The organism is Mycobacterium rhizamassiliense (assembly GCF_900157375.1).
Taxonomy (GTDB): Bacteria; Actinomycetota; Actinomycetes; order Mycobacteriales; family Mycobacteriaceae; genus Mycobacterium; species Mycobacterium rhizamassiliense.
Genome location: NZ_LT721901.1, coordinates 1,644,787 through 1,669,076, shown reverse-complemented (window position 1 = coordinate 1,669,076; position 24,290 = coordinate 1,644,787). Strand labels below are relative to the sequence as shown.

At 67.3% G+C, this 24,290-nt stretch carries 22 protein-coding genes and 1 pseudogene; 7 read left to right on the top strand and 16 right to left on the bottom strand.

Annotated elements, in window-relative coordinates:
* Positions 1–286 (bottom strand): annotated as a pseudogene (locus MRAB57_RS28760) (LpqN/LpqT family lipoprotein); the annotation flags it as partial.
* 187 nt (positions 287–473) lie between these two features.
* On the opposite strand from MRAB57_RS28760, the gene leuS reads away from it, so the two are divergent.
* Positions 474–3,395, top strand: coding sequence for a leucine--tRNA ligase (gene leuS / locus MRAB57_RS08080; RefSeq protein ID WP_077087105.1), 2,922 nt, complete (start codon positions 474–476; stop codon positions 3,393–3,395).
* A gap of 11 nt (positions 3,396–3,406) precedes the next feature.
* Here leuS and MRAB57_RS08075 read toward each other — a convergent pair whose 3' ends face one another.
* The 15 genes from MRAB57_RS08075 to MRAB57_RS08005 all read right to left on the bottom strand — a co-directional run bounded on the left by MRAB57_RS08075 (position 3,407) and on the right by MRAB57_RS08005 (position 17,875).
* Positions 3,407–4,078, bottom strand: coding sequence for an SDR family oxidoreductase (locus MRAB57_RS08075; RefSeq protein WP_077087104.1), 672 nt, complete (start codon positions 4,076–4,078; stop codon positions 3,407–3,409).
* A 47-nt stretch (positions 4,079–4,125) separates the two neighbouring features.
* A complete protein-coding gene (locus MRAB57_RS08070; protein ID WP_077087103.1) occupies positions 4,126–4,629 on the bottom strand; it encodes a MarR family winged helix-turn-helix transcriptional regulator in 504 nt (167 codons plus the stop codon).
* Between the two features lie 65 nt (positions 4,630–4,694).
* Entirely contained in the window at positions 4,695–5,444 is a 750-nt protein-coding gene (locus MRAB57_RS08065) for an amino acid ABC transporter ATP-binding protein (protein ID WP_077087102.1), read from the bottom strand.
* Positions 5,441–7,258: an ABC transporter substrate-binding protein/permease gene (locus tag MRAB57_RS08060; RefSeq protein WP_077087101.1), complete on the bottom strand. Its 1,818-nt coding sequence runs from the start codon at positions 7,256–7,258 to the stop codon at positions 5,441–5,443. The genes MRAB57_RS08065 and MRAB57_RS08060 overlap by 4 nt, the downstream gene beginning before the upstream one ends.
* A gap of 50 nt (positions 7,259–7,308) precedes the next feature.
* The gene (locus MRAB57_RS08055) at positions 7,309–8,046 is read right to left on the bottom strand and encodes a GntR family transcriptional regulator (protein WP_077087100.1); all 738 of its coding nucleotides are present in this window, start codon (positions 8,044–8,046) and stop codon (positions 7,309–7,311) included.
* Between the two features lie 121 nt (positions 8,047–8,167).
* The gene (locus MRAB57_RS08050; protein ID WP_077087099.1) at positions 8,168–8,992 is read right to left on the bottom strand and encodes an LLM class F420-dependent oxidoreductase; all 825 of its coding nucleotides are present in this window, start codon (positions 8,990–8,992) and stop codon (positions 8,168–8,170) included.
* Positions 8,993–9,094: 102 nt separating this feature from the next.
* On the bottom strand, positions 9,095–9,700 hold the full coding sequence (locus MRAB57_RS08045; RefSeq protein WP_077087098.1) for a helix-turn-helix domain-containing protein: 606 nt from the start codon (positions 9,698–9,700) through the stop codon (positions 9,095–9,097).
* Positions 9,701–9,714: 14 nt separating this feature from the next.
* Positions 9,715–10,641, bottom strand: coding sequence for an alpha/beta fold hydrolase (locus MRAB57_RS08040; protein ID WP_077090467.1), 927 nt, complete (start codon positions 10,639–10,641; stop codon positions 9,715–9,717).
* A gap of 11 nt (positions 10,642–10,652) precedes the next feature.
* Entirely contained in the window at positions 10,653–11,861 is a 1,209-nt protein-coding gene (locus MRAB57_RS08035) for a DUF1214 domain-containing protein (RefSeq protein WP_077087097.1), read from the bottom strand.
* A gap of 2 nt (positions 11,862–11,863) precedes the next feature.
* On the bottom strand, positions 11,864–12,664 hold the full coding sequence (locus MRAB57_RS08030; protein WP_077087096.1) for a sugar phosphate isomerase/epimerase family protein: 801 nt from the start codon (positions 12,662–12,664) through the stop codon (positions 11,864–11,866).
* Positions 12,665–12,668: 4 nt separating this feature from the next.
* The gene (locus tag MRAB57_RS08025; protein ID WP_077087095.1) at positions 12,669–13,838 is read right to left on the bottom strand and encodes a sulfotransferase family protein; all 1,170 of its coding nucleotides are present in this window, start codon (positions 13,836–13,838) and stop codon (positions 12,669–12,671) included.
* Positions 13,835–14,962, bottom strand: coding sequence for an LLM class flavin-dependent oxidoreductase (locus MRAB57_RS08020; RefSeq protein ID WP_077087094.1), 1,128 nt, complete (start codon positions 14,960–14,962; stop codon positions 13,835–13,837). Before MRAB57_RS08020 ends, MRAB57_RS08025 begins: the two co-directional genes overlap by 4 nt.
* 149 nt (positions 14,963–15,111) lie before the next feature.
* Positions 15,112–16,209, bottom strand: a complete 1,098-nt coding sequence (locus tag MRAB57_RS08015; RefSeq protein ID WP_077087093.1) for an inositol-3-phosphate synthase — start codon at positions 16,207–16,209, stop codon at positions 15,112–15,114.
* An 80-nt stretch (positions 16,210–16,289) separates the two neighbouring features.
* The gene (locus MRAB57_RS08010) at positions 16,290–16,832 is read right to left on the bottom strand and encodes a PadR family transcriptional regulator (RefSeq protein ID WP_077090466.1); all 543 of its coding nucleotides are present in this window, start codon (positions 16,830–16,832) and stop codon (positions 16,290–16,292) included.
* 170 nt (positions 16,833–17,002) lie between these two features.
* On the bottom strand, positions 17,003–17,875 hold the full coding sequence (locus MRAB57_RS08005; protein ID WP_077087092.1) for a DUF1707 SHOCT-like domain-containing protein: 873 nt from the start codon (positions 17,873–17,875) through the stop codon (positions 17,003–17,005).
* Between the two features lie 88 nt (positions 17,876–17,963).
* Between MRAB57_RS08005 and MRAB57_RS08000 the strand changes: the two genes are divergently transcribed.
* From MRAB57_RS08000 to MRAB57_RS07975, 6 genes are all read left to right on the top strand, one after another.
* A complete protein-coding gene (locus tag MRAB57_RS08000) occupies positions 17,964–18,398 on the top strand; it encodes a DUF5318 domain-containing protein (RefSeq protein ID WP_077090465.1) in 435 nt (144 codons plus the stop codon).
* On the top strand, positions 18,391–20,973 hold the full coding sequence (locus MRAB57_RS07995) for a transglycosylase domain-containing protein (protein WP_077087091.1): 2,583 nt from the start codon (positions 18,391–18,393) through the stop codon (positions 20,971–20,973). Before MRAB57_RS08000 ends, MRAB57_RS07995 begins: the two co-directional genes overlap by 8 nt.
* The gene (locus MRAB57_RS07990; protein WP_083743338.1) at positions 20,970–22,640 is read left to right on the top strand and encodes a glycosyltransferase family 87 protein; all 1,671 of its coding nucleotides are present in this window, start codon (positions 20,970–20,972) and stop codon (positions 22,638–22,640) included. Before MRAB57_RS07995 ends, MRAB57_RS07990 begins: the two co-directional genes overlap by 4 nt.
* Positions 22,640–23,278, top strand: coding sequence for a DJ-1/PfpI family protein (locus MRAB57_RS07985; protein ID WP_077087090.1), 639 nt, complete (start codon positions 22,640–22,642; stop codon positions 23,276–23,278). Before MRAB57_RS07990 ends, MRAB57_RS07985 begins: the two co-directional genes overlap by 1 nt.
* Positions 23,279–23,403: 125 nt before the next feature.
* Positions 23,404–23,694 (top strand): 30S ribosomal protein S6, encoded by a 291-nt coding sequence (rpsF, locus tag MRAB57_RS07980; RefSeq protein WP_061557737.1) that lies wholly within the window; start codon positions 23,404–23,406, stop codon positions 23,692–23,694.
* 71 nt (positions 23,695–23,765) lie between these two features.
* Positions 23,766–24,245, top strand: coding sequence for a single-stranded DNA-binding protein (locus MRAB57_RS07975; RefSeq protein WP_077087089.1), 480 nt, complete (start codon positions 23,766–23,768; stop codon positions 24,243–24,245).
* The last annotated feature ends 45 nt before the right edge of the window (positions 24,246–24,290 follow it).

Here is a 24,290-nt window from a genome sequence, read left to right as displayed (position 1 = left end):
GGTTCGGAACGACGGCCGCCACACCGGGCGTGGCCGGGGCCACGGCAAGGCTCGGCGGCGCAAAGGGATTCGCCGACGGTGGAGTGGGGACGAACCGGTTGCCGCCGCCGGGGTTGGCGATGAAGTTCTGCGGCGCCTGCACCGGTGCGGCCGGAGCCGGCGCGGGAGGCGGTGCGGGCGCAACCGGATCGGCGGACGCCGTGCCGCTGGCAAAAATGGTGACGCCGATCGCGCCGGCGGCGAAGCCGCCTACGAATACACGCCACGGAACGGTGATCTCAATCATCTCCGTCGGTCCTTCCGAATGGCTGGGAGACCAGCACCCGTCGTACAGAGGCTGACTGTAACCACGGGTCAAAGCCGGTGGACAGGCTCGAAACCGACCTGGGATGAAGCTCTGATCGGCGCGCAACTCAACCTTTATCAACCTGTGGCCGACAAACCCGGCGAGGCGGTCCTTATACCCTGGTCACGTGACCGAACCCCCGACCACCGCGTCTCGGAGCAACTCCCCGGCCGCCCCGACGGACTCCGACGCTCCGCCGTACCGCTACACCGCGGAATTGGCCGGCCGTATCGAGGCCGATTGGCAGCAGAACTGGGCGCGGCTCGGGACGTTCAACGTGCCCAACCCGGTCGGGTCACTGGCTCCCGCGGACGGGGGCGCGGTCCCCGACGACAAGTTGTTCGTGCAGGACATGTTCCCGTACCCGTCGGGCGACGGCCTGCACGTCGGGCACCCGCTGGGCTACATCGCCACCGATGTCTATGCGCGTTACTTCCGCATGAACGGCCGGAACGTCTTGCATGCGCTCGGCTTTGATTCGTTCGGCCTGCCCGCCGAGCAGTATGCGGTGCAAACCGGCACCCACCCGCGCATCAGGACCGACGCCAACATCGTCAACTTCCGTCGGCAGCTGGGCCGGCTGGGCCTCGGGCACGACAGCCGGCGCAGCTTCTCGACCACCGATGTCGAGTTCTACAAATGGACGCAATGGATCTTCCTGCAGATCTACAACGCCTGGTTCGACACCGCGGCCTCCAAGGCGCGCCCGATCGCCGAGCTGATCGCCGAATTCGATTCCGGGCAGCGCCGAGTCGACGACGGCCGGGACTGGGCGACGTTGTCGGCGGGGGAGCGCGCCGACGTTATCGACGGTTTCCGCCTGGTGTACCGGGCCGACTCGATGGTGAACTGGTGTCCCGGGCTGGGCACGGTGCTGGCCAACGAAGAGGTCACCTCCGACGGCCGCAGCGATCGCGGCAACTTCCCGGTATTCCGAAAGCGGTTGCGGCAGTGGATGATGCGGATCACCCTCTACTCCGACCGGCTGCTCGACGACCTCGACCTGCTGGACTGGCCGGAGAAGGTCAAGACCATGCAGCGCAATTGGATCGGGCGTTCGACCGGTGCCGAGGCGTTGTTCTCGGCGCCACTGACCAACGGCGACCGGGCAGGTTCGACGGCCGACATCGAGGTGTTCACCACGCGCCCCGACACCCTGTTCGGCGCGACCTACCTGGTGCTGGCACCCGAACACGACCTGGTCGACGAGCTGGTCGCCGCGGCGTGGCCCGGCGACGTCGACTCCAGCTGGACCTATGGCGCGGCGACCCCCGCGGAAGCCGTCGCGGCCTACCGGGGCGCGATCGCGGCGAAGTCCGATTTGGAGCGCCAGGAGAGCAAGCAGAAGACCGGCGTCTTCCTGGGCAGCTACGCGATCAACCCGGCCAACGGGAAGCCGGTGCCGATCTTCATCGCCGACTACGTGTTGGCGGGATATGGCACCGGGGCGATCATGGCGGTGCCCGGCCATGATCAGCGGGACTGGGATTTCGCGACGGAATTCCACCTGCCCATCCTGGAAGTCATTGCCGGCGGCGATATTTCGGAGGCCGCCTACGCTGGCGACGGCGTCCTGGTGAACTCCGGATACCTCGACGGAATGGACGTGGCCGCGGCCAAGGAGGCGATCACCGCCCGCCTGGAGTCAGAGGGCCGGGGCCGGGCGCGCATCGAATTCAGGTTGCGCGACTGGCTTTTCGCCCGTCAGCGGTATTGGGGTGAGCCGTTCCCGATCGTCTACGACAGCGACGGCCGGGCGCGCGCCCTCGACGACGCCGCGCTGCCCGTCGAGCTGCCCGATGTGCGCGACTACTCGCCGGTGTCGTTCGACCCCGACGACGCGAGCAGCGAGCCGTCGCCTCCGCTGGCCAAGGCCACCGAGTGGGTGCACGTCGACCTGGACCTGGGCGACGGCCTGAAGCCCTACACGCGCGACACCAACGTGATGCCGCAATGGGCCGGCAGCTCCTGGTACGAACTGCGCTACACCGATCCGCACAACTCAGAACGGTTCTGCGCCAAGGAAAACGAGGCCTACTGGATGGGCCCGCGGCCCGCCGAGCACGGCCCACAGGACCCGGGCGGCGTCGACCTGTACGTCGGCGGTGCCGAACACGCGGTGCTACACCTGCTGTATTGCCGGTTCTGGCACAAGGTCCTGTACGACCTGGGTCATGTCACGTCGCGGGAGCCGTATCGCAAGCTGGTCAACCAGGGCTACATTCAGGCCTTCGCGTACACCGATGCGCGGGGTTCCTATGTGCCGGCCGAGGAAGTGGTCGAGCGCGGCGACGGATTCGTCTATCCGGGCCCCGACGGCGAGATCGAGGTCTTCCAGGAATTCGGGAAAATCGGTAAGAGCCTGAAGAATTCGATCTCGCCCGACACGATCTGCGACGAATATGGCGCGGACACGCTGCGGGTGTACGAGATGTCGATGGGACCGATGGAGGCGTCCCGCCCCTGGGCCACCAAAGACGTCGTCGGCGCGTATCGCTTCCTGCAGCGCGTGTGGCGGCTGGTGGTCGACGAGAACACCGGCGATCCCCGGGTGCAAGACGCCGGCGAGCAGGAACTGGACACCGAGACGCTGCGGGTGCTGCATCGCACTATCGCGGGAGCATCGGAAGACTATGCGGCGCTGCGCAATAACACCGCGGCGGCCAAGCTGATCGAGTACACCAACCATCTCACCAAGGCGCATCGCGACGCGGTGCCCCGCGCGGCGGTCGAGCCGCTGGTGCTGCTGCTGGCGCCGCTGGCCCCGCACCTGGCGGAGGAGTTGTGGCTGCGGCTGGGCCACAGCACGCCGTTGGCGCACGGCCCGTTCCCGAAGTCCGACCCCGCCTACCTCGTCGAGGACACCGTCGAGTTCCCGGTTCAGGTCAACGGCAAGGTGCGTGGCCGGGTGGTGGTGGCCGCCGACGCCGATGAGGAAACGGTGAAAGCCGCGGCGCTGGCGGACGTAAAGGTCCAGGCCTTCCTGGCCGGCGCCGCCCCGCGCAAGGTGATCGTGGTCGCGGGCCGGCTGGTCAACCTGGTCGTCTGAACACCAGGAGGCTAGCGCTTCCCGGGGCGGAGCATCACCTCGTGCACATGCCCGTCGCGGGGCGTGGCCACCACATTGGCGACCGCGGCCGCTACGGTTTCGGCTCGCAGGAAATTGTGCGGGTCGTATTCGCCGCCTTCGAACGCGACGAGTTCGCGCTGCATCTCGGTGTCGGTGCGGCCAGGGTAAACCGTGGTCACCCGCAGCCCCGGCTCGTCGCCGCGCAGCGAATCGGCGAACGCGCGCAACGCGAATTTGCTCGCCGAGTAGGAGGCCATGCCGGGGGAGGCGTTGCGCCCCGCCCCGGAATTGATGAATACCACTTGACCGCGGGCGGCCCGCAGGGCCGGCAGCAGTGCCAGTGTAAGAGCCACCGGCCCAAACACATTCACGCTGAAGGTGGCCCGCCACTCCTCGACGCTCGTCTCCTCGACCCGGCCGGGAATGGACAGCCCCGCGTTGTGCACCAGCACATCGAGTTCGTCGACGATTTCGCACGCGGACTCGATCGCTTCGGTGTCGGTGAGGTCCATCGGAAAGGTCGTGGCATCGAGCTCCAGCGCAACGGCGTCGAGCCGGGCGGAGGGCCGCCCGGCCAGCAACAGGTCGTGGGTCGGGGCCAGCGCCCTGGCGATGGCGGAGCCGATGCCGCCGCTGGCGCCCGTGATGAGTGCAGTTGGCATGCACCTAGTCTACGAGCATCACCAATGTCGTTGGAATCGAGCCGGTTTCACGCTTGCTTGCGCGCGGCCGACTCTCCGTTGGGGCCGGAGGCCGGTTTGTCCGACAGGCGTTCCAGCGGGGCCAGCGCCTCGGTCAGGGTCGCCAGGTCGGATCCGGACAGCTGGCTGAGCATCGCGGCCAGCGCGGCGTAGCGGTTGGCCAGCGACTCGGAATGAACCGCCCGGCCGCGCGGCGTGATGTCGACCAGCACGGCCCGCAGGTCGGACGGGTCGCGCGAGCGCTTCACCAGTCCGACCTTCTCCAGCCGGCGAATCGCCACCGTAGTAGTAGGGGTGCGCACCCGTTCGTGGGCGGCCAGGTCGGTCATCCGGATCGGCCCCTGATCGAGCAGGGTGATCAAGATCGACAGCTGCGCCAGGGTCAGTTCTCCGGCCACCACCCCGCTGGTGGGATCGCCACGACGCAGGATCGAAAACAGTTTGGACAGCGCACGGTGCAACCCTTCCGCAAGCTCGGTCACATCGGTTGCGGTGGAATCGCTGTCCGCCATAAGTCGGCAGTCTAACCCGATATGCGGGCCGTACAAGGGAGCTATCGGGGACTAGTTATTGGCCGTCACAGCACCTGGGACAGAAATCGCTGCAGGCGCTCGGTTTTAGCGGCTTCGAATATCTGCTCGGGGGGACCGCATTCCACGACTTTGCCTTGATCCATGAATACCACCGCGTCCGACGCCGACCGCGCGAATCCCATTTCATGCGTGACAACAACCATCGTCATGCCGCCCGCGCCGAGGTCCGCGATGAGTTCCAGCGCGCCTTTGACCATTTCCGGATCCAGCGCGGAGGTCGCCTCGTCGAAGAACATCACCTGCGGGGCCATGGCCAGGGCCCGGGCGATCGCGACCCGCTGTTGTTGGCCGCCGGACAGCATGCTGGGCCGGGCATCTGCCTTGTGTTTCAGCCCAACTCGGTCCAGCTGCCGCAGCGCGAGGTCGCGGGCCTCGTCGGTTGACAGGCCGCGCAGCTTGCGCGGCGCGAGCGCGACATTCTTGAGGATGCTCAGATGCGGGAACAGATTGAAATGCTGGAAGACCATGCCGATCCGCTGGCGGAGTTCGGCGGGATCGTCGTCCAGCACGGACCGTCCGTCGAGCAGAATGTCCCCGCTATCCGGCTCGTGCAAGCGGTTCAGGGTGCGCAGCAGTGTGGACTTCCCGGAGCCCGACGGTCCGATCACGGCCGCCGTCGTACCCGCGGGTACCTCGATATCCACCCCGCGCAGCACCTTCGTTCCGCCGAGGATCTGGTGGATGTCCTTGGCCTGCAACGAGACTGACGGTCGCGCGATACGGCTGTCCGTCACGTCATCCCCTGGCCCAGGGTGGAAGTGGTGATCTCGGCGGATTTGTCCGAATGCTCCGTCGGGCTGCCGCGGCGCAGTCGGTTGTCGATGTAATTCACCAAATGCGTTAACGGGATGGTCAATAACAGATAGAAGAGCCCCGCCGCGACGAGTGGTGACAGGTTACCGGTCTGCGCGTTGAGGTCGCGGCCCACTTGAAACAGCTCCCGCTCTTGGGCGACCAGCCCCAGGAAGTACACCAGGGCGGAGCCCTTCAGCAGGGCGATGAATTGGTTGACCAGCGCGGGCAGGACGCGCCGTATTCCCTGCGGTACCACCACCAGCCGCATCGCGGCCGGGTAGCTGAACCCGAGCGCGCGGGAGGCTTCCAGTTGGCCGGCGTCGACACTTTGAATTCCCGAGCGCAGAATCTCGCCGATGTAGGCGGCGGCCATCAATCCCAGCGCGGCGATGCCCAGCGGGTAGGGATTGTTATCCGTCAGCCCGCCCACCAGCGGCCCGATCCCCATCCCGATGATGAGGATGATCACCACCTCAGGAAGGCCGCGGAAGATGTCGGTATAGACGCGCGCCGGCCAGCGCAGCCAACGCGAATTCGACATTCCTGCCATCGCCAGCACCATGCCCAGCAGCAGCCCGATCACGATCGCGCTGTTGGTCAGGATCAACGTGTTGGGTAGGCCCGTCTTCAACAGAGTGGGAATGGCTTCGCGATAGAGATCCCAGTTGAAAAACTGGTCACGCAATTGCGCCAGAGTGGATTTCGGCGCGGCCGGTCCCAGCGAATGATGGTGGCGGCTCGCGGCGATCGCGGCGAAGTCCGGCAACGTCGGGGCCGGAGCGGCTTTCGATCCGGGCTTCCAGCCGGGTGGCAACGGCCGCGGGACCCACTCGCTGTACAGCCGCGCCCAGGTGCCGTCGGCGATTACCGCGTCCAGCCCGGAGTTCAGCACCGCGATCAACGGCCCGTTGTCCTTGGCGACCGCATACGCGACGAAGTCACCCGGGGTGAAGGCGTGCGCAACCACCACCGCCGGATCTCCCGGCTTCATCAGGTTGGCCGCCAAGGCCGCCGGCGCCACCCACGCGTCGAGCTGGTGTGTCTTGAGGCTGCCGTACACCGTGGAAAAGCCGGGGTACTTCACCGGTTGCAGGTGCAGGTCGTCGACGACGTAGGACTCCTCGACCGTGCCCTGCACGACCCCGATGCGCTGCCCCTGGGCCAGATCGCTGAAGTTCTTGATCGGCGACCCGGGCGGCACCACCAGCGAGTAGTAGCCGAAGTCGTAGCCGTTGGTGAACCCGACGGTGCGACGCCTGGGCTCGGTGGCTTTCACCGACGCCGAGCCGACGTCGAAACGATGCGAGGCAACCTGGGCGAGCAGCGCCGAGAAATCGGTGCTCATGAAACGGACTTGCAGCCCCAGCTTTTTCGCGATGGCCATCAGCAGCTGGTTGTCGAATCCGCTGAATTGGCCGGTGGTGTCGACGCAGATCGACGGCGGCGCATCCGACAGGGTGCCGACGGTCAGGACGCCACCCGTTCCAAGCCCCAGCGCGTTGACGTCGACGGCGCTGAGCGGCTCGACGGTCGGCGTCGTGTCGTCGTCGTCTCGACCGATGCCGCCGACGGTGGTCAGGTCTTTGGGCATAGCGCTCGCGCTGTCCGGGCCGCCCGGCGCGCATTGGTTTCGGTCGGCGCGCGCGGGCGCCGGGGGAGCAGCAAGAGTCAGGCCGCACACGATCAACATCGTCGCGGCCAGTCCGAGTAGCTTCGCCCCGCGGGTACCGCGCGGGCTGTTGCGCAAACTCATCACCGATACCGTATCGGCTCACCGGCGGCTCGGCTTGGTGAGAACTTTCCTCAGAGCGCGATCGCGGGCTCGCCGCGCGCGGCGTCGGCACCGGCGATTGCGTGCAGCGGGGGGACCACGTTGCGCGTGTCCGCGGGCGCGCTGAACACCCTGCGCCGGAACAGCTCGGCCAGCATGGTCTGGGCCATCAGCTCCGAGCGGCCCACGCACGCGGCCCGCGCCGCCTCCGGGTCGCGCCGGTGTATTGCGGACGTCTCGTCTTCGTAGAACGGCAACATGTCGTCGAGGCTGTGCTGGTAGGTCATCCAGAACATGCGAGGAATGAGGTTCTGCGATGCGCGCAGCAGGGCGTGCAGCCGCGGCCCCGCATACTCCTCGGTCACGGTGCGCCGGTATTCACCGGCGATCTCGGCGAAGGCCCGCGAGTCCTTCGCTGCCCGCAGCGAGCGCATCAGCGTATCGAGTTGACCCAGGATTCGTGGCGTCGGACTGGCGGCCGCACGCGCCGAGGCGACGCCGTTGAACATCCCGTCGAGCTCGTGGTGTTCGCGCACGGTGGCGGCGTCGAACCGCTCGACGAACGCGCCGCGGTGATAGCGGGTCGACACGATGCCGTCGTGTTCCAGCTGGACCAGCGCCTCTTGAATCGGGACGCGGCTGACGCCCAGGCCGATCGCAATCTCATTCCGGTCGACGCGGTCGCCGCTGCGCAGTTTGCCGGTCAGCACCAGGTTGAGAATGTGCGAAACAACCAGGTCCTTTTCCTTGACCCCGTATTTCTTGGGCATCTGCTCTTCAGTCTCTTTCAAAAACCGCTGCGGCCGGTTAGCGGTGTGAAGCCTCTCATGACTTCGGGCCTGCGTTCAGGTGTTTGACCGATGAAGCAAAGACTAACGCGAATTGACCGCCTCAGCGCCCGTCGCGCCATTTGCACAGAGCTTCGGCGGCGCTCAGGTCGTAGTTCGGACCGTTGACCCCGATGGTCAGCAGCGTGACGCCCAGTGCGGTGAGGCCTTCGGCGTTCGCGAGCAGGGCCTTGACGCCTTCGCCGCGCCGCACGCCGCTGTTGTCCTCGACACCGGCGGACCGTTCGATGGTGGCCGGGTCGCGCCCCACGGCGGCGCAGTGCTCGTCGAGCACGGCGGCCGCTTCCGGATAGGTGTCGACGGTGGTGAAACCGTGCCAGATGTCGCCGTACTCGGCGACCATGCGCAGCGTCTTGCGCGGGCCCTTGCCGCCGATCAGAATCGGGATGTCGCGGGTGGGCGCCGGGTTGAGCTTGGCCAGCCGCGAGGTGATCCGGGGGAACGCCGCGGCCAGGTCGTCCAGCCGGCTGCCCACCGTTCCGAACTCGTAGCCGTATTCGTCGTAGTCCTTGTGTTTCCAGCCGGATCCGATGCCCAGGATCAGCCGGCCGTCGGAGATGTGGTCGACGGTGCGGGCCATGTCGGCGAGCAATTCGGGGTTCCGGTACGAGTTGCACGTCACCAGCGCACCGATCTCGATGCGTGACGTCTGCTCGGCCCAGGCCGCCAGCACCGTCCAGCATTCGAAGTGCGGGCCGTCCGGATCGCCGTAGAGCGGAAAGAAGTGGTCCCAGGTGAAGGCGACGTCCACGCCGATGTCCTCGCAGCGGCGGACGGCGTCGCGGAGTTGGCGGTAGTGCGGGGCGTGCTGGGGCTGTAGCTGCACGCCGATGCGCACGGGAAAGTCGGGACGCGCTGGTGAGGTCATACACACACCGTAAGGCCGGGAACCGGTCGTCGAATCAGTGGCCGTGCAACTCGCCGCAGCAGTCAACGAAAAGGCCTCTGCCGCATCCGAAGTGCGCCCGGTTCAACCCGAGCGGCGCTCGGCGACCGCCGCGGTCAGTATCTGCCTGATTCGGTTGAGCAGCACCTCGGCGTCGTCCTCCACGGCGATCGTCGTCATCAGCCACGCGGCGCCCGCGGCCATCGCCAACGACGCCCGGGCGTCGATATCGGCTCGGCGTCGTTCGTCCGGTGTCGTCGCGTTGACGTCTTCGCCGAAGAGTTGCACCGCCGGGCCGGCGAACTCCTCCCACAAACTAATGCGCAGGTCCTCGTTTTCGCGCAGGGCAATCAGCAGCCCCGGCAAGGCCGCCCTGACGTCCGGCCTGCTGAACAGCTCATGACTGCCGCCGACGATAAATTCGATCCAGCCGGCCGCGTCGGTCACGGAAAGCGTTGACATATCGGGGGTTTCACCGAGGATGGCGTGCAGCACCAGATCGGCCTTCGACGACCAACGGCGATTCAGGCTGGACCGGCCGACCCCGGCGCGCGCCGCGACCAGCCGCACACTCAGCTCGTCCCAGCCGACCTCGACGAGCACCTCGCGCGTGACGGCCAGCACCCGGTCGTCGATCGAGTTGTCGCGCGGCCGCCCGGCGGGCCTGCCGGGGCGCTCGTCTGCCGTCATGTCCGACCGGGATGTCAGCGTGCCCGCAGCACGCCGCGCAGCAGCTCGGTCAGCACCAGCGGCTGGTCGCTTTGCACCGAATGCCCGGAATTCTCGACGATGTTCGCGCCGCGGAATTGCGTTGCGCGCTGGGCGAGTTCGGCCGCGTCCTCGTCGCTGACGAACGGCGACGAGCCGCCGCGGACCAGCGTGACGGGTGCGGTCAGCGCGTCGACGTCCTCCCACAGGTCACCGAATTCGGGGACCTTGCGGATGTTGTCGTAACGCCACGACCAGTTGCCGTTGTCCAGCCGGCGCGAGTTGTGGAACACCCCGCGGCGCAGCGCCTTGACCTCGCGATGCGGTGCCGCCGCGACGGTCAGGTCGAGCATGGCCTGGAAACTGGGGAATTCGCGCTCGCCGGAGACCAGCGCCACTGTGCCCTGCTGCTCGGTGGTCATCTCGGCATAGCGGTGCAGCGCCGACGGGGTGACGTCGACGAGCACGAGTTCGCGCACGAGTTCGGGCGCGATCGCGCCCACCCGGATGCCGGTCAGCCCGCCCAGCGACATGCCGACGATGAGTTCGGCTTCCGGGGCCAGCGCCCGGAGCACCGGCGCCACCGCGTCGGCGTTGTGTCGCGGCGAGTAGTCACCGTCCTCGCGCCAGCTCGAATGGCCGTGGCCCGGGAGGTCGACGGCCAGGGCCGGCTCGCCGAGGCCGACGATGACGGTGTCCCAGGTGTGCGCGTTCTGCCCGCCGCCGTGGAAAAACACGATCCGCGGGGGAGTTTGGAGGGAGGGTGCGCCCCAGCGCAGCGCGCTGATTCGGCCGTTCGGTATGTCGGTCTCGATGCGCTCGACCTCTGGCAGCGGGCCCGTGAAACCGGCCTGCTCGGCGTTCTCGGCCAGCAGCGAGAACTCGGATAACTCCGCCAGCCCGTCCTCAGATATCTCGGTCACGATCTTTGACACTAGAGGACGTAGCGGCGCCGAATACCGTGAAATCGTGCCCACATGGCGTCGCTGCGTTCCGCTGCGCTCACGGTGGCAGTGTCCGCGGGCAGCGCGCGCATGAGCTCGTCGTGCTTGACCACCCGGGTGTCGAGCACGGCGGGCTCGCCCTCGAGCATGTGGCGGTAGGTCAGGTTGCCGCGCGAAAAGCCCTGGGTGTCCAGCCAGTTGTGGACATTCGGATCACGATGCGCCATGACCAGGCGGATGCGGCCGTCGCGGTCGGCTTTGGTGCGGCTCGGCGTGTAGCTCACCGGCCGGTAGAGGTAGTCCATGCTGTTGAAGAAGACCCCCATGTTGGTGAACATCCACAGACCGTCATGGGCATCGAATTCGACGATCAGCGCCTCGTCTGGCGCCAGCTCCCAATACATGTTGGCAGCGGCACGTCCGCGCTTGCTGTCCGCCTCGGTCGCCCCTACTTGCGGAAAGGTGTTCGGATGCCCGGCATCGACACCGCCGTAGGTGAAGGGAAACTCCGGCCAATCCGACATCAGACCGGTGACGAACTCGCCGGCCCAGCCCATCGCCTCGACCAGGGTCTCCGGCGTGGGAAGCGGTTTCGGGTCGGACATGTCCACCCGCTCGATGCGCAGTTGTGCCGGCAGTTCGTCCCATCGGTCGAATCCCTGGCGGATGAACAACTTTCGCGACTGCGCGGTGGTGGGCAGCCAGTTTGGCCCACGCTCGGGGCCGCCGATGTAGATCTCGAAGCTCCCGTCGTCGTTGACGCTGAGCTGCTGGCCGAACAGGTTGGCCTCGGGCGTGTCGCCGAAGGGCTCGTGCAGCACGCCCGGCCCGGGCACCCGTGCGCCCTGCACCGTGACGTTGAAAAACCTTGCGGCGCCGCGGTTCCCGGCCAGCCGGTAGCTCGACTGCCCGTCGATCCAGGCCTGTTGGTAGGTGAAGTCGGCGCAGTCGCCGCCGAGCTTGCGGGTCGGCCCACAGAAGGTGTGCACCGCCGGGTAGCGGGTGTCGCGGGTCTCCAGCGACAGGTCGAACACCTGGCCCAGGTTCTGGGTCAGGAAGCGGAAGGCGTCGACCCGCTGCGCCCCGGAGGTGGCGTTGGCATCCTTGAAGACCCGATCGCCCGCGCTCTGAAGCTGCGCGCAGAAATCGGCCCACGCCGCGCGCAGCGCCGCGTCGTCCGCGCCGTCGCCGAAAGCCATTGTCAGCCGCCCAATCTGGCCAGCATCGCGCCGGCGACGTCGCATGCGCGCCGCGCGGCGGCCAGGCGGCCCTCCGCCTCGATGCGGGGGCCGATCAGCTCCAGGTCGAATCCGTGCGCATAGCCCCCGGCCAGCGCCTGGGCGACGAAGGGTTCGAGCGGAATCGCGCCGTCCCCGGGCACCGCCCGGCCCGGCAGCGCCCGGTCGCCCAGCACGTAGTCGCTGAGCTGGATGAGCTCCGTTCGTGGCAACGCACGCTGCACCATCGCTTCGAAATCGCCCTCCGCCCAACAGTGGAAAAGCTCAATGCAGACACCGAGCCCACTCATCTCCGCCAGCGTGATGGTATCGCGCAGGGTGTGGGCGAGATGAATGTCCACGTACAGGCTCGAGGCGTTTTCGATCGCCAGCGCCACGCCGGCCCGCTTCGCGTGCTCCACGCAGGGCGCGATCATGCCGGCGAACCGGTCGGCGGCCTGCGGCCAAGCGAGCGTGTCCCGGCCACCGGTGAGCATGTAGACCACTCGTGCGCCCACCCCGGCCGCCGCGTCGATGACGGCCAACAGCGCGTCCCGCGCCGCCTGCGTGTCGGTGGTCAGCCGCCCGCCGGCGAAGACGTGAGTAACCGCCTCGACGGTGTAGTCGTTGCGCTGCAACAGCTTTGGAAACTCCGGATCGAGAACCTGATCGTCGAGGATGCTCAGCCGCGATACGCCCAGGTCGGCCCAGTGCCCTTCCAGCTCGGCCAGCGCTGCGCCGTAGAAGGTGACGTTGTGCACGGACAGGCGCTGGTGGACCGGCATGGGATCAGCCACGGTTCTCGATCTCGACGCCGAATCGCTCACGGAAGGGCCGGAATTCGGCGTGCAGCGCGTCGAGGTCTTCGCCGATGTCGACGAGCAGCTGGGTGGAGTAGCGGAACTTGCCGTAGCGGTCACCACGGTTGTTGACCAGGTAGTCGCGCATGGCCGACTCGGCCTCGGGCGTGACCCGGCGGCCGGCGAATTCGTAGTAGCGCCGCACCGTGTCCACCTGGTCGGCAATGAAATCGGTGTAGCGGACGTGCAGGATGCGCGGGTCGTCCACCATGGGGTTGCTCATCGTGTTGGCGACGCCGGCGCGGGTCAACTCCAGATGCATCTTCGCCAGGGCGTGCAGGTCGACATCGCCGACCATGCCCTCGGCGATGTCGGCCATCATCATGGTGCGTGACGCGGCGACCTGCACCGGGTCGCGGTGCAGCCAGACCAGGGTGGCATCGGGGTAGGCGCCGAACATCTCCTTGAGCCGGAAGCCGTGAAAGCCCTTCAGTACCCAGTACTTTCGTGGCCGCTGGTATTGCAGCTGCTGCAGCATGGCCCTGTGCAAGCGGTACTGCGCCGCCGAGTCGGTGGCCAGGCCGCCGACCAGCGACTGCATCGGCACCCGCCACCACGCCGTCGGCGTCATCACGCGGAAATCGAACGCCCAGGTGCGTTCGTCCTCGGGCAGGCCGTCGCCCAGCATGTCGTTGTACGGATGGCTGTGCAGCCACTTGGGCATCTTCTGGTTGATCTCACGCCAGTCCGCGTCGGCCCGCTCGCGCCGGTCGTCGTCGGGGCCGGCCAGTCCCGGCGGCGGCGAGGGGTACATCACCTCCCAGAAACGCAGCGCGCGTCCGTGCGGATCGACCGACATCAGCGCGTGCATAAGCGTTGTGCCCGAACGTGGTTCGCCGGTGACGAACATCGGTGCGTCGACGACCTCGTCGCCGATGGGGTAGCGGTTGCGGTCCTCGATGAATTCCAGCCGCGACGTCAGCAACCAGCGGCATACCTGTTCGGCCTCGAATATGCCGTCGGCGTCCATGCCGAGGGAATTGAGGTGGTCGACGGCGATGGCGAAGCGCTCCGGCAACGTCGGGTCGCCGTAGTCGCGCAAGCCGGTCTCGGCCTGGGCGGCGGCCAGCATCTCCTCGGCGTCCAACCGCGTGCTCACGAGAGATCCCCGCACAGCCGCATCAGCTCGTCCTCTGTGGCAAGGACATTGGCGGCCGACGCCGCGGCGTACGACAGCCCGGCCATGGCGCCGTAGTCGAGGATCTTCGGCACCCGCAAGCCCGCGTCAACATAGCTCTTGATGATCTTGGCGACCTCTCGGGGTGTGCCGTGCGGGACGACGGCCAGCAGCATTTCGGGTTGGGCGTCGTCGAGGAACGCCAGTATTCGCTCGCGGGTGAGCACCGCCGGGTCGATGTCCTGGAAGCCGCGCCAATTCTCGCCCATGGGGTGCTCAAAGCCGAAGCCGCGTAACGTCTCCGCCGACACCTGCAGCAGGAATGCCTTGACCAGCGGGGCCCGCAGGATCTCGGCCAGGGCGCCCTCGTTCTCGCCGATCAGGCAGACCTGGATGAAGCAGGGCGTGATCGCCTGCGGATCGCGTCCGGCGCGCTCGGCCGAAGCCCTTACCGCAGAGAGCATTTCGGCGTAGTGCTCCGGGGTCCACGCGCCGGCGGGCCACCAGCCGTCGGCGTGCCGGCCGGCGATGTCGAGCATCCGGGGACCGCTGGCGCCGATCCAGATCGGCGGCGTGCTGCCCTGGTAGGGCTCGGTGTCCAGTCGCGCGTGATGCAGCGAGTAGAACTGGCCCTCGAAATCGACCGGCCCGTCGCTCTCCCACAACAGCCGGATCACCGTCAGCGCTTCCTCGAAACGGGCGACCGGCCGGGCGAAGTCGAAGCCGTACGGCAGGGTGTTCTCGCTCTCGCCGCTGCCCAGGCCGAGGATGAAACGCCCCTTCGCGAGGTGGTCGATCGTCAGCGCGGTCTGGGCGAGCAGCGACGGGTGGCGCCGCACGGTATCGACGACGGCGCTGACGAGCGGGACGCGTTCGGTCAGCACGGCGGCCGCGGCCGCGACGGCCAGCCCGTCGAGGTGGCGATGCGGCGAGGGCGAGGCGGTGGCCAGGTCGGTGAATTCCGGCGTCCAGATCGAGTCCGGCCAGAAGCTGACCATGTGATCGGGGAGCCAGATCGAGTGATAGCGACCGCTGTCGAGCTCAGGGAGCCGGGACAGGTCGAGGGGGAGCGTCGTTCGGAAGAACGCGGCGGGCTGAACCTTCATCAGTTAGTGATGCTAAGCGACTGCACAGCATCGTGTCGACGCGTTGTCCAGACAAAAAATCCGCGGACGTAACGCTGCGGCAAATTCCGGCCCTGGAATGGCCCCGAAGTCGCCCTGGCGTTACGCCCGCGGATCTGAAAGAGAGTGGATCAGCCTTCGATAATGAACTCTTCGAGCTGTGCCCGCGCGATGTCGTCGGGCAGCTGCTTCGGGGGGCTCTTCATCAGGTAGGCCGACGCCGGCACGACGGGCCCGCCGATGCCGCGGTCCTTGGCGATCTTGGCCGCGCGCACCGCGTCGATGATGACGCCGGCGGAGTTCGGCGAGTCCCAGACCTCGAGCTTGTACTCGAGATTCAGCGGCACGTCACCGAACGCACGACCTTCCAGCCGGACGTAGGCCCACTTGCGGTCGTCGAGCCAGCCGACGTGGTCGGACGGGCCGATGTGCACGTCGCGGGTCTTGAACTCGCGCTGCACGTTGGAGGTGACGGCCTGCGTCTTGGAGATCTTCTTGGACTCCAGCCGCTCGCGCTCGAGCATGTTGAGGAAGTCCATGTTGCCGCCGACGTTGAGCTGCATGGTGCGGTCCAGCTGCACGCCGCGGTCCTCGAACAGCTTGGCCATCACGCGATGCGTGATCGTCGCGCCGACCTGGCTCTTGATGTCGTCACCGACGATCGGCACGCCCGCGTCGACGAACTTCTTTGCCCACACCGGGTCCGAGGCGATGAACACCGGCAGCGCGTTGACGAACGCCACGCCGGCGTCGATCGCGCACTGGGCGTAGAACTTGTCGGCCTCTTCGGAGCCCACCGGTAGGTAGGACACCAGCACGTCGACGCTCGCGTCCTTGAGCGCCTGGACCACGTCGACGGCCTCGGTGTCGGAGATCTCGATCGTCTCGGCGTAGTACTTGCCGATGCCGTCGAGGGTCGGGCCGCGCTGCACGGTGACGTTGGTCGGCGGCACGTCGGCGATCTTGATCGTGTTGTTCTCCGACGCGAAGATCGCCTCCGAAAGGTCGAAGCCGACCTTCTTGGCGTCCACGTCGAACGCGGCGACGAACTTCACATCGCGGACGTGGTACTGACCGAACTTCACGTGCATCAGGCCGGGCACCGTGCTGTTCGCGTCGGCGTCGTAGTAATACTGAACGCCCTGAACCAGCGAGGACGCGCAGTTACCGACGCCGACAATGGCGACTCGTACTTCCGTCGACGCCTGCGGCGCGATCTGCTCACTCATAGGGCGTTCTCCTACTCTCATAACCTTTTTCGCGATGTCTGGCGACTGGTTGGGTGGTGCTGAACTTCGTGCGAGGGGGTCTACGTCTGCTCGGATAAGCCGGGCGCGGCCCGTTCCGCGGCGATGAGCTCGTTGAGCCATTTCACTTCTCGCTCGCTGGACTCGAGCCCAAGTTGATGGAGCTGGCGGGTGTAGCGGTCGAACGAATTGCTGGCCCGCGCTACTGCTTCACGCAGACCTTCCCGGCGTTCCTCCACCTGACGGCGGCGGCCCTCCAAAATGCGCATCCTGGCCTCGGCCGGAGTGCGATTGAAGAACGCCAGGTGAACCCCGAAGCCGTCGTCGGTGTAGTTGTGCGGGCCGGTGTCGGCCACCAACTCACCGAAACGGCGACGGCCGGAGTCGGTCAGTTCGTAGACCCGACGGGCCCGGCGAACTGGCGTACCGGCTGGCGCGGCGTTCTCGGCGATCAACCCGTCCGCCTGCATACGGCGCAACGCTGGGTACAGCGAGCCGTATGAAAACGCGCGGAACGCGCCGAGGAGGCCGGTCAGCCGCTTACGCAATTCGTAGCCATGCATTGGCGACTCGATCAGAAGACCCAGGATGGCGAGCTCCAGCATCGAGTGCACCTCCTTAAAAAGCTTTGCACGACTGGTTACGACGGTCCGACGCCTCGCGCAATCGTATCGTCCCGATATATTCGCCACAACACCACCAGTTGTTGGGCAAGTATTAGCTACGCCCGCCGATCGCCGCGCCGAGACCGGTTAACCGGCCTTGAGCTGCGGTTTCAGGACGGCAGGTTCAGGCGTTTGATGGTGCCGTCGCCCGCGAAGGCGATGTAGCCGCCGCCGTAGTCGCTGGAGACGTACACCGAGAGCGTCACGGCGTCCGGTGTGGTCGGATCAGTGGCCGGTTCCACCACCAGGTAGGTGGTTTTCACGTCGGCCGGCTTCATCCGCAGGGTCTGCGGGGCGCCGCGCAGGATGCCGACGGTCTTCGCGACGTCGAACTTGCTGAGATCGACGGCGACCGCCCCGTCGGCGGAGCTTTTGGCCGAGCTGGTCGGGTCGCCCCAGCCGCCGCGGTACGAGTAGGAGAGCACCCGCCGGTCGTCGGACGGGTCCGGGCGGTCGAGCACCGCGTAGTCCGGGTAGATCACCAGCCGGTACCCCACGACGTTTCCGAACTTCTTGCGGGTCTGCTCGATGAGGCCGGTGAGCCCGCCCAGCGAGTGCAGCTGGGTCGGCGGGGTCAGCACCACCGGGGCGATGCCGTCGGCCTCGGCGCCCGGGTCCGAGGTGAAGTCGATCGGCGAACTGGTGTTGCCGTAGACACCCCAACCGATCGCGACACCGATCAGCAGCGGCGCCAGGACCGCCGCGAGCCCGAAAAGCCAGCCCCGTGACTTCGCCGGTGGGTGGACCGTGGCCAGTTGCACGGTCGCGTTGTCGGTTTGCAGATCGGACACCAGGGAGTGCAGATCGCCCAGTGTGACGGCAGTGGTCGCGGTGCCGATCCGTTGCCGGTGCTCTTCCATCGACAGCTGTCCGTCGTTGAAGGCGCCGTCGAGAATTTGGCAGGCGTCCTGCCGATCACTGTCCTTGGCGCGGGTCGTCGTTGTCGTCCCACCACCGACAGGTGCCCCGAGCCACTTCGCCACGAAGATGATCGTAGAAGTCCGGCGTTGCGCGACGGCGACGGCCTTGCTTGCGTATCGACAGCGCGGATGGCGACGTACTCTGGTGAACGTGCGACTGCAGCGACAGGTAGTGGATTACGCGCTTCGGCGGCGCTCACTGCTGGCCCAGGTGTACTCGGGCCGCACGGGTGTGTCCGAAGTGTGTGACGCGAACCCGTATCTGCTGCGCGCAGCGAAGTTTCACGGGAAACCCAGCCAGGTGATGTGCCCGATCTGCCGAAAGGAACAGCTCACGCTGGTGTCCTGGGTGTTCGGCGATCACCTGGGCGCGGTCTCGGGGTCGGCGCGCACGGCCGAGGAACTGGTCCTGCTCGCCACCCGGTTCGCCGAGTTCTCCGTCCACGTGGTCGAGGTGTGCCGAACCTGCAGCTGGAACCACCTGGTCAAGTCGTATGTGCTCGGCGCGGCGCGCCCGGCACCTCCGCCCAGGGGCACCCGAGGCACGCGGACGGCGCGCAACGGCGCCCGCACGGCCATTGAATAACGAAGGGCGCCACGACCAGTCGCCTGATGACCGGAGCGGGTCCTCGACTGAGCGTAGGGGCGAGCACGCACGCGATGACCGCCCGGAAGGCACCGACCGATCGGACGACGGCCCGCGCCCGGAATCGCGCCCCGGCCATCGTCGTGAGGTTCGTCCCGACGACCGGATGACGACGATCCTGCCGCCGGTCGTCGACGATCGTTCCCCGCGGCGCTCCGACCCCATCGACGAGGTCAAGGCCGCCCTGGACGGCGCGTCGTCGGGACCGCAGCAGCGCGACGCGATCGAGGAGGTCCGGGCCGCGCTCGACAGCCGGTCGACCACCTCGCGGCGCCAGGCCCCGGGACGACGCCCACCGGACGAGCCGCCCCCGCCTCCACCGCCGCGTCCACCCGGCGGCGGCGACGGGCCGAGCCACCGCGCCCCGGGGTCGGGGCCGGACTGGCAGCGCTGGGTCGAGCAGATCAACTGGCGCTGGGTCCGGCGCGCGGCGTATCTGGGCGCGGCCGTGCTGGTGCTGCTGCCGATCGTCACGTTCGCGATGGCGTATTTCATCGTCGACATCCCCAAGCCGGGCAACATCCGGACCAACCAGGTGTCGACGATCCTGGCCAGCGACGGCTCGGAGCTGAGCAAAATCATTCCGCCCGAAGGCAATCGGGTCGACATCAACATCAGCCAGGTGCCGGTGCACGTGCGCCAGGCGGTGATCGCCGCCGAGGACCGCAACTTCTATTCCAACCCTGGGTTCGACTTCGGGGGCTTCGCGCGGGCGGTCGGCAACAACCTGTTCGGCAGCGGCGACCTGCAGGGCGGATCGACGATCACGCAGCAGTACGTGAAGAACGCGCTGGTGGGTTCGGCCCAGCACGGGTTCAGCGGGTTGATGCGCAAGGCCAAGGAACTGGTCATCGCCACCAAGATGTCGGGGGAGTGGTCGAAAGACGAAGTGCTGCAGGCCTATCTGAACATCATCTATTTCGGCCGCGGGGCCTATGGGATTTCGGCGGCGTCCAAGGCGTACTTCAACAAACCCGTCGAGCAACTGAACGTGTCCGAGGGCGCGCTGTTGGCGGCGCTGATCCGGCGCCCCTCGTCGCTGGACCCGGCGGTAGACCCTAAGGGCGCCGAGGCGCGGTGGAACTGGGTGCTCGACGGCATGGTGGAAACCAAGGCGCTGTCGTCCGGCGACCGTTCGGCCCAGGTGTTTCCCCCGACGGTCCCGCCCGATCAGGCCCGCGCGCAGAACCAGACGTCGGGCCCTAGCGGCCTGATCCAGCGCCAGGTCACCAAAGAGCTGATGGAGCTGTTCAACATCGACGAGCAGGCCCTCAACACGCAGGGCCTGCAGATCACCACCACGATCGACCCGAAGGCCCAGCAGGCCGCCGAGAAGGGCGTCTCGAAATACCTTGACGGCCAAGACCCCGACATGCGCGCCGCCGTGGTCTCGGTCGATCCGCACGACGGCGCGATACGCGCCTACTACGGCGGTTCGGATGCCAACGGTTTCGACTTCGCTCAGGCGGGCCTGCAGACGGGGTCGTCGTTCAAGGTGTTCGCGTTGGTAGCCGCCCTGCAGCAGGGCATCGGCCTGGGGTATCAGGTCGACAGCTCGCCGTTGACCGTCGACGGCATCAAGATCACCAACGTCGACGGCGAAAACTGCGGCACCTGCAATATCGCGCAGGCCCTCAAGATGTCGCTGAACACCGCCTACTACCGGCTGATGCTCAAGCTCAAGAACGGGCCGCAGGCCGTCGCCGACGCGGCGCACCAGGCCGGCATCGCGTCCAGCTTCCCCGGCGTCCCGCACACGCTGTCCGAGGACGGCAAGGGCGGACCGCCCAACAACGGAATTGTGCTGGGGCAGTACCAAACCCGGCCCATCGACATGGCCTCGGCATATGCCACGCTGGCCGCCTCCGGCGTCTACCACCCACCGCACCTGGTGCAGAAGGTCGTCAACGCGGACGGCCAGGTGCTCTTCGACGCCGCCAACTCGGACAAGGAAAAGGGCGAGCAGCGCATCGACAAGGGCGTCGCGGACAACACCACCGCGGCCATGGAGCCCATCGCCTCCTACTCGCGCGGCCACGCCCTGTCCGGTGGCCGGCAGTCGGCGTCCAAAACCGGCACTGTGCAACTGGGGGACACCCAAGCCAACAAGGACGCCTGGATGGTCGGCTACACGCCGTCGCTGTCGACGGCGGTGTGGGTGGGAACCGTTCAGGACAACGTTCCGCTGGTAACCGCTTCGGGCGCTGAGGTTTACGGGTCGGGCCTGCCGTCGGACATCTGGAAGTCGACGATGGACGGCGCGCTGAAGGGCAGCAGCAACGAGACCTTCCCCAAGCCGTCCGAGATCGGCGGCTACGCGGGTGTGCCCCCGCCGCCGCCGCCCCCGCCGCCGTCGGAGACCGTCATCCAGCCGTCCATCGAGGTGGCGCCGGGCATCACCATTCCCGTTGGCCCGCCGACGACGATCACCAACGCGCCGCCCCCGCCGCCGGGAGCTCCGCCGGGACAGTTCGGGGCGCCGCCCGCACCGCCGTTCGGTCAACCGCCACCGTGACCGGCGACGAGCAGAGCGGCCCCACCATTTCACCGCGGCCCCTGGCCGCCGACTTACGCAGCGTCGCCAACCGCGATTGCCCCAGCCACACCGACTCTTTGGGTGCCGCGTTCGCCGACGCCATCGGCGGACCGGTGGGACGGCACGCGCTGATCGGTCGGGCCCGGCTGCTGACGCCGCTGCGGGTGATGTTCATGATCGCGCTGGTGTTCATGGCACTGGGCTGGTCGACCAAGGCGGCCTGCCTGCAGAGCACCGGCAAGGGAACGGCCGATCAGCGGGTCGCCAACTGGGACAACCAGCGCGCCTACTACGAATTGTGCTACTCCGACACGGTGCCGCTGTACGGCGCGGAGTTGTTGAGCCAGGGGAAGTTTCCGTACAAGTCCAGCTGGATCGAGAGCGATTCCAGTGGGACACCGCAGCTGCGCTACGACGGCAAGCCCGCGGTGCGCTACATGGAGTATCCGGTGCTGACCGGCGTCTACCAGTACGCGTCGATGGCGGTGGCCAAGACCTACACCGCGCTGAGCAAGCTGGTGGCGCTGCCGGTGATCGCCGAGGTGGTGATGTTCTTCGACGTCGCCGCGTTCGGTCTGGCGCTGGCGTGGCTGGCGACGGTGTGGGCGACCGCCGGCCTGTCGGGCCGGAGAATCTGGGATGCCGCATTGGTGGCCGGGTCGCCGCTGCTGATCTTCCAGATATTCACCAATTTCGACGCGCTGGCAACGGCTTTCGCGATGGGCGGGCTGCTGGCCTGGGCGCGGCGTAAGCCGGTGCTGGCCGGCGTGCTCATCGGGCTGGGCGCCGCGGCCAAGCTGTATCCGCTGCTGTTCCTGGGCCCGATGCTGGTGCTGGGGATCCGGACCGGCCGGCTCCGTGCGCTGGCCCGCACGGCGGGGGTGGCCGCGCTGACCTGGCTGCTGGTGAATCTGCCTGTGCTGCTGCTCTTTCCGCGGGGGTGGTCGGAGTTCTTCCGGCTCAACACCCGCCGTGGCGACGACATGGACTCGGTGTACAACGTGGTGAAGTCGTTCACCGGCTGGCGCGGGTTCGATCCCACGCTAGGCTTCTGGGAGCCGCCGACGGTCCTGAACACCGTCGTCGCCGTGCTGTTCGTATTGTGTTGCGCGGCAATCACTTACATAGCGTTCACCGCTCCGCAGCGACCACGGGTGCCGCAGTTGCTGTTCTTGGTGGTGGCGGCGTTCCTGCTGACCAACAAGGTCTGGAGCCCGCAGTTCTCGCTGTGGCTGGTGCCGCTGGCGGTGCTGGCGTTGCCGCACCGCCGGATCCTGCTGGCGTGGATGACGATCGACGCGCTGGTGTGGGTGCCGCGGATGTACTTGCTGTACGGCAATCCGAACCGTTCGCTGCCCGAGCAGTTCTTCACCACGACCGTGCTGCTGCGCGACATCGCCGTCGTGGCGCTGTGCGCGTTGGTGATTCGGCAGATCTACCGGCCCGAGGAAGACCTGGTGCGCTGGGGCGGACGGGTGGACGACCCCGCCGGCGGGCCGTTCGACCGGGCCCCCGACGCGCCGCCGGACTGGCTGCCGGCGCGGCTGCATCCGGCCGGCTTCCGGCGACCCGCGCAGCGTTACGCCGACACCGAGGCCGACGACGACAGCGACGCCGAAGCCCTGACCGCGCCACGGCAGCCCTGATGCTCGTCGCCATCCCGCTGTTTGACCGCTTCACCGCACTCGACGCCGTCGGGCCCTACGAGGTGCTGCAGCGGGTGCCGACGATCGACGTGGTGTTCATCGGGCATCGCCGCGGTGAGGTCCGCACGGAGAACGGGATGCTCGGCGTCAGCTGCGACGCCACCTTCGACGAAGTCCGCGCACCGGATGTGGTCGTGTTCCCCGGCGGCATCGGCACGCGCCAGCTGATCCACGACGAACAGATCCGCGCCTGGCTGCAGTCGGTCCATCCGACGACCACGTTCACCACGTCGGTGTGTACCGGCGCGCTGCTGCTGGCCGCCGCGGGCCTGTTGGACGGGCTCACCGCGACGACGCATTGGTCGGCCGCGGAGTTGCTCAACGAATTGGGCGCACGCTACGTCCCCGACCGGGTCGTCGAGCACCTACCGCAGCGAATGGTCACCGCCGCGGGCGTCTCCAGCGGCATCGACATGGCGCTGCGGCTGGTGGAGCTGCTCGTCGACCGGGAGGCCGCAACGGCCGCCCAGCTGCTGATCGAATACGACCCGCAGCCGCCGTTCGATTCCGGCTCGCTCGCGAAGGCCGACGAGGCGACCAGGGCCAGGGCCGACGAATACCGGCGGGCCCGGCACTAGCGCGTCGTGCGCGTTTTGGGGTCCTGGCCAGGCGTCCGGTACCCTGGGGCGGTTGCCGACGCAGGCGACACTCCTGTCACGGAACGACCGTGGCCGCTTAGACCAGAGGAGGTGGTGAGGTTTCCATGCGTCCATACGAAATCATGGTCATTCTTGACCCCACGCTCGACGAACGTACCGTTGCTCCGTCATTGGAGACGTTCCTCAATGTCGTCCGTAAGGACGGCGGCAGTGTCGACAAGGTCGACATCTGGGGAAAGCGCCGGTTGGCTTACGAGATCGCCAAGCACGCCGAAGGCATCTACGTCGTCGTTGACCTGAAGGCGGAGCCGGCGACGGTGTCCGAGCTCGATCGACAGCTCAGCCTCAACGAGTCGGTTCTGCGCACCAAAGTGATGCGCACTGACAAGCACTGAGTTCCGGCCGTCGGCAAGGCTGCGTAGGCTCAGCAAAACCACGAGAACCGGAACCGACCCAGGAGGCACCAGTGGCTGGTGACACCACTATTACAGTCGTCGGAAATCTGACCGCCGACCCCGAACTGCGGTTCACCCCGTCGGGTGCTGCCGTCGCGAACTTCACCGTGGCGTCCACCCCCCGGATATATGACCGGCAGAGCGGGGAGTGGAAGGACGGCGAGGCGCTGTTCTTGCGGTGCAACATCTGGCGCGAGGCGGCCGAGAACGTCGCCGAGAGCCTGACCCGCGGCTCCCGGGTGCTCGTCACCGGGCGGCTCAAGCAGCGTTCCTTCGAGACCCGCGAGGGCGAGAAGCGCACGGTTTTCGAGGTCGAGGTCGACGAGATCGGGCCCTCGCTCAAGTACGCCACGGCGAAGGTCAACAAGGCCAGCCGCAGCTCCCGCCCGGCGGCCGCCGAGCAGGCGAGCAGCGCACCGGCGGACGACCCGTGGGGCAGCGCCCCAGCGTCGGGCTCCTTCGGCGGCGGTGACGAAGAACCGCCGTTCTGATCCCGCGAACCCTTTAACTCCAAAGACCAAGAACAAGAAAGAAAA

Bases quoted from the DNA above. Each gene is read 5' to 3' on its own strand.
- MRAB57_RS08015 (WP_077087093.1), bottom strand. From the start codon at position 16,209: ATGAGTGAGCAGATCGCGCCGCAGGCGTCGACGGAAGTACGAGTCGCC.
- MRAB57_RS08070 (WP_077087103.1), bottom strand. From the start codon at position 4,629: ATGGCGGACAGCGATTCCACCGCAACCGATGTGACCGAGCTTGCGGAA.
- MRAB57_RS08060 (WP_077087101.1), bottom strand. From the start codon at position 7,258: ATGAGTTTGCGCAACAGCCCGCGCGGTACCCGCGGGGCGAAGCTACTC.
- MRAB57_RS07985 (WP_077087090.1), top strand. From the start codon at position 22,640: ATGCTCGTCGCCATCCCGCTGTTTGACCGCTTCACCGCACTCGACGCC.
- MRAB57_RS08030 (WP_077087096.1), bottom strand. From the start codon at position 12,664: ATGCCGGTCCACCAGCGCCTGTCCGTGCACAACGTCACCTTCTACGGC.
- MRAB57_RS08055 (WP_077087100.1), bottom strand. From the start codon at position 8,046: ATGCCCAAGAAATACGGGGTCAAGGAAAAGGACCTGGTTGTTTCGCAC.
- MRAB57_RS08035 (WP_077087097.1), bottom strand. From the start codon at position 11,861: ATGGCTTTCGGCGACGGCGCGGACGACGCGGCGCTGCGCGCGGCGTGG.
- MRAB57_RS08020 (WP_077087094.1), bottom strand. From the start codon at position 14,962: ATGAAGGTTCAGCCCGCCGCGTTCTTCCGAACGACGCTCCCCCTCGAC.
- MRAB57_RS08045 (WP_077087098.1), bottom strand. From the start codon at position 9,700: ATGACGGCAGACGAGCGCCCCGGCAGGCCCGCCGGGCGGCCGCGCGAC.
- rpsF (WP_061557737.1), top strand. From the start codon at position 23,404: ATGCGTCCATACGAAATCATGGTCATTCTTGACCCCACGCTCGACGAA.
- MRAB57_RS08010 (WP_077090466.1), bottom strand. From the start codon at position 16,832: ATGCTGGAGCTCGCCATCCTGGGTCTTCTGATCGAGTCGCCAATGCAT.
- MRAB57_RS08050 (WP_077087099.1), bottom strand. From the start codon at position 8,992: ATGACCTCACCAGCGCGTCCCGACTTTCCCGTGCGCATCGGCGTGCAG.
- MRAB57_RS08075 (WP_077087104.1), bottom strand. From the start codon at position 4,078: ATGCCAACTGCACTCATCACGGGCGCCAGCGGCGGCATCGGCTCCGCC.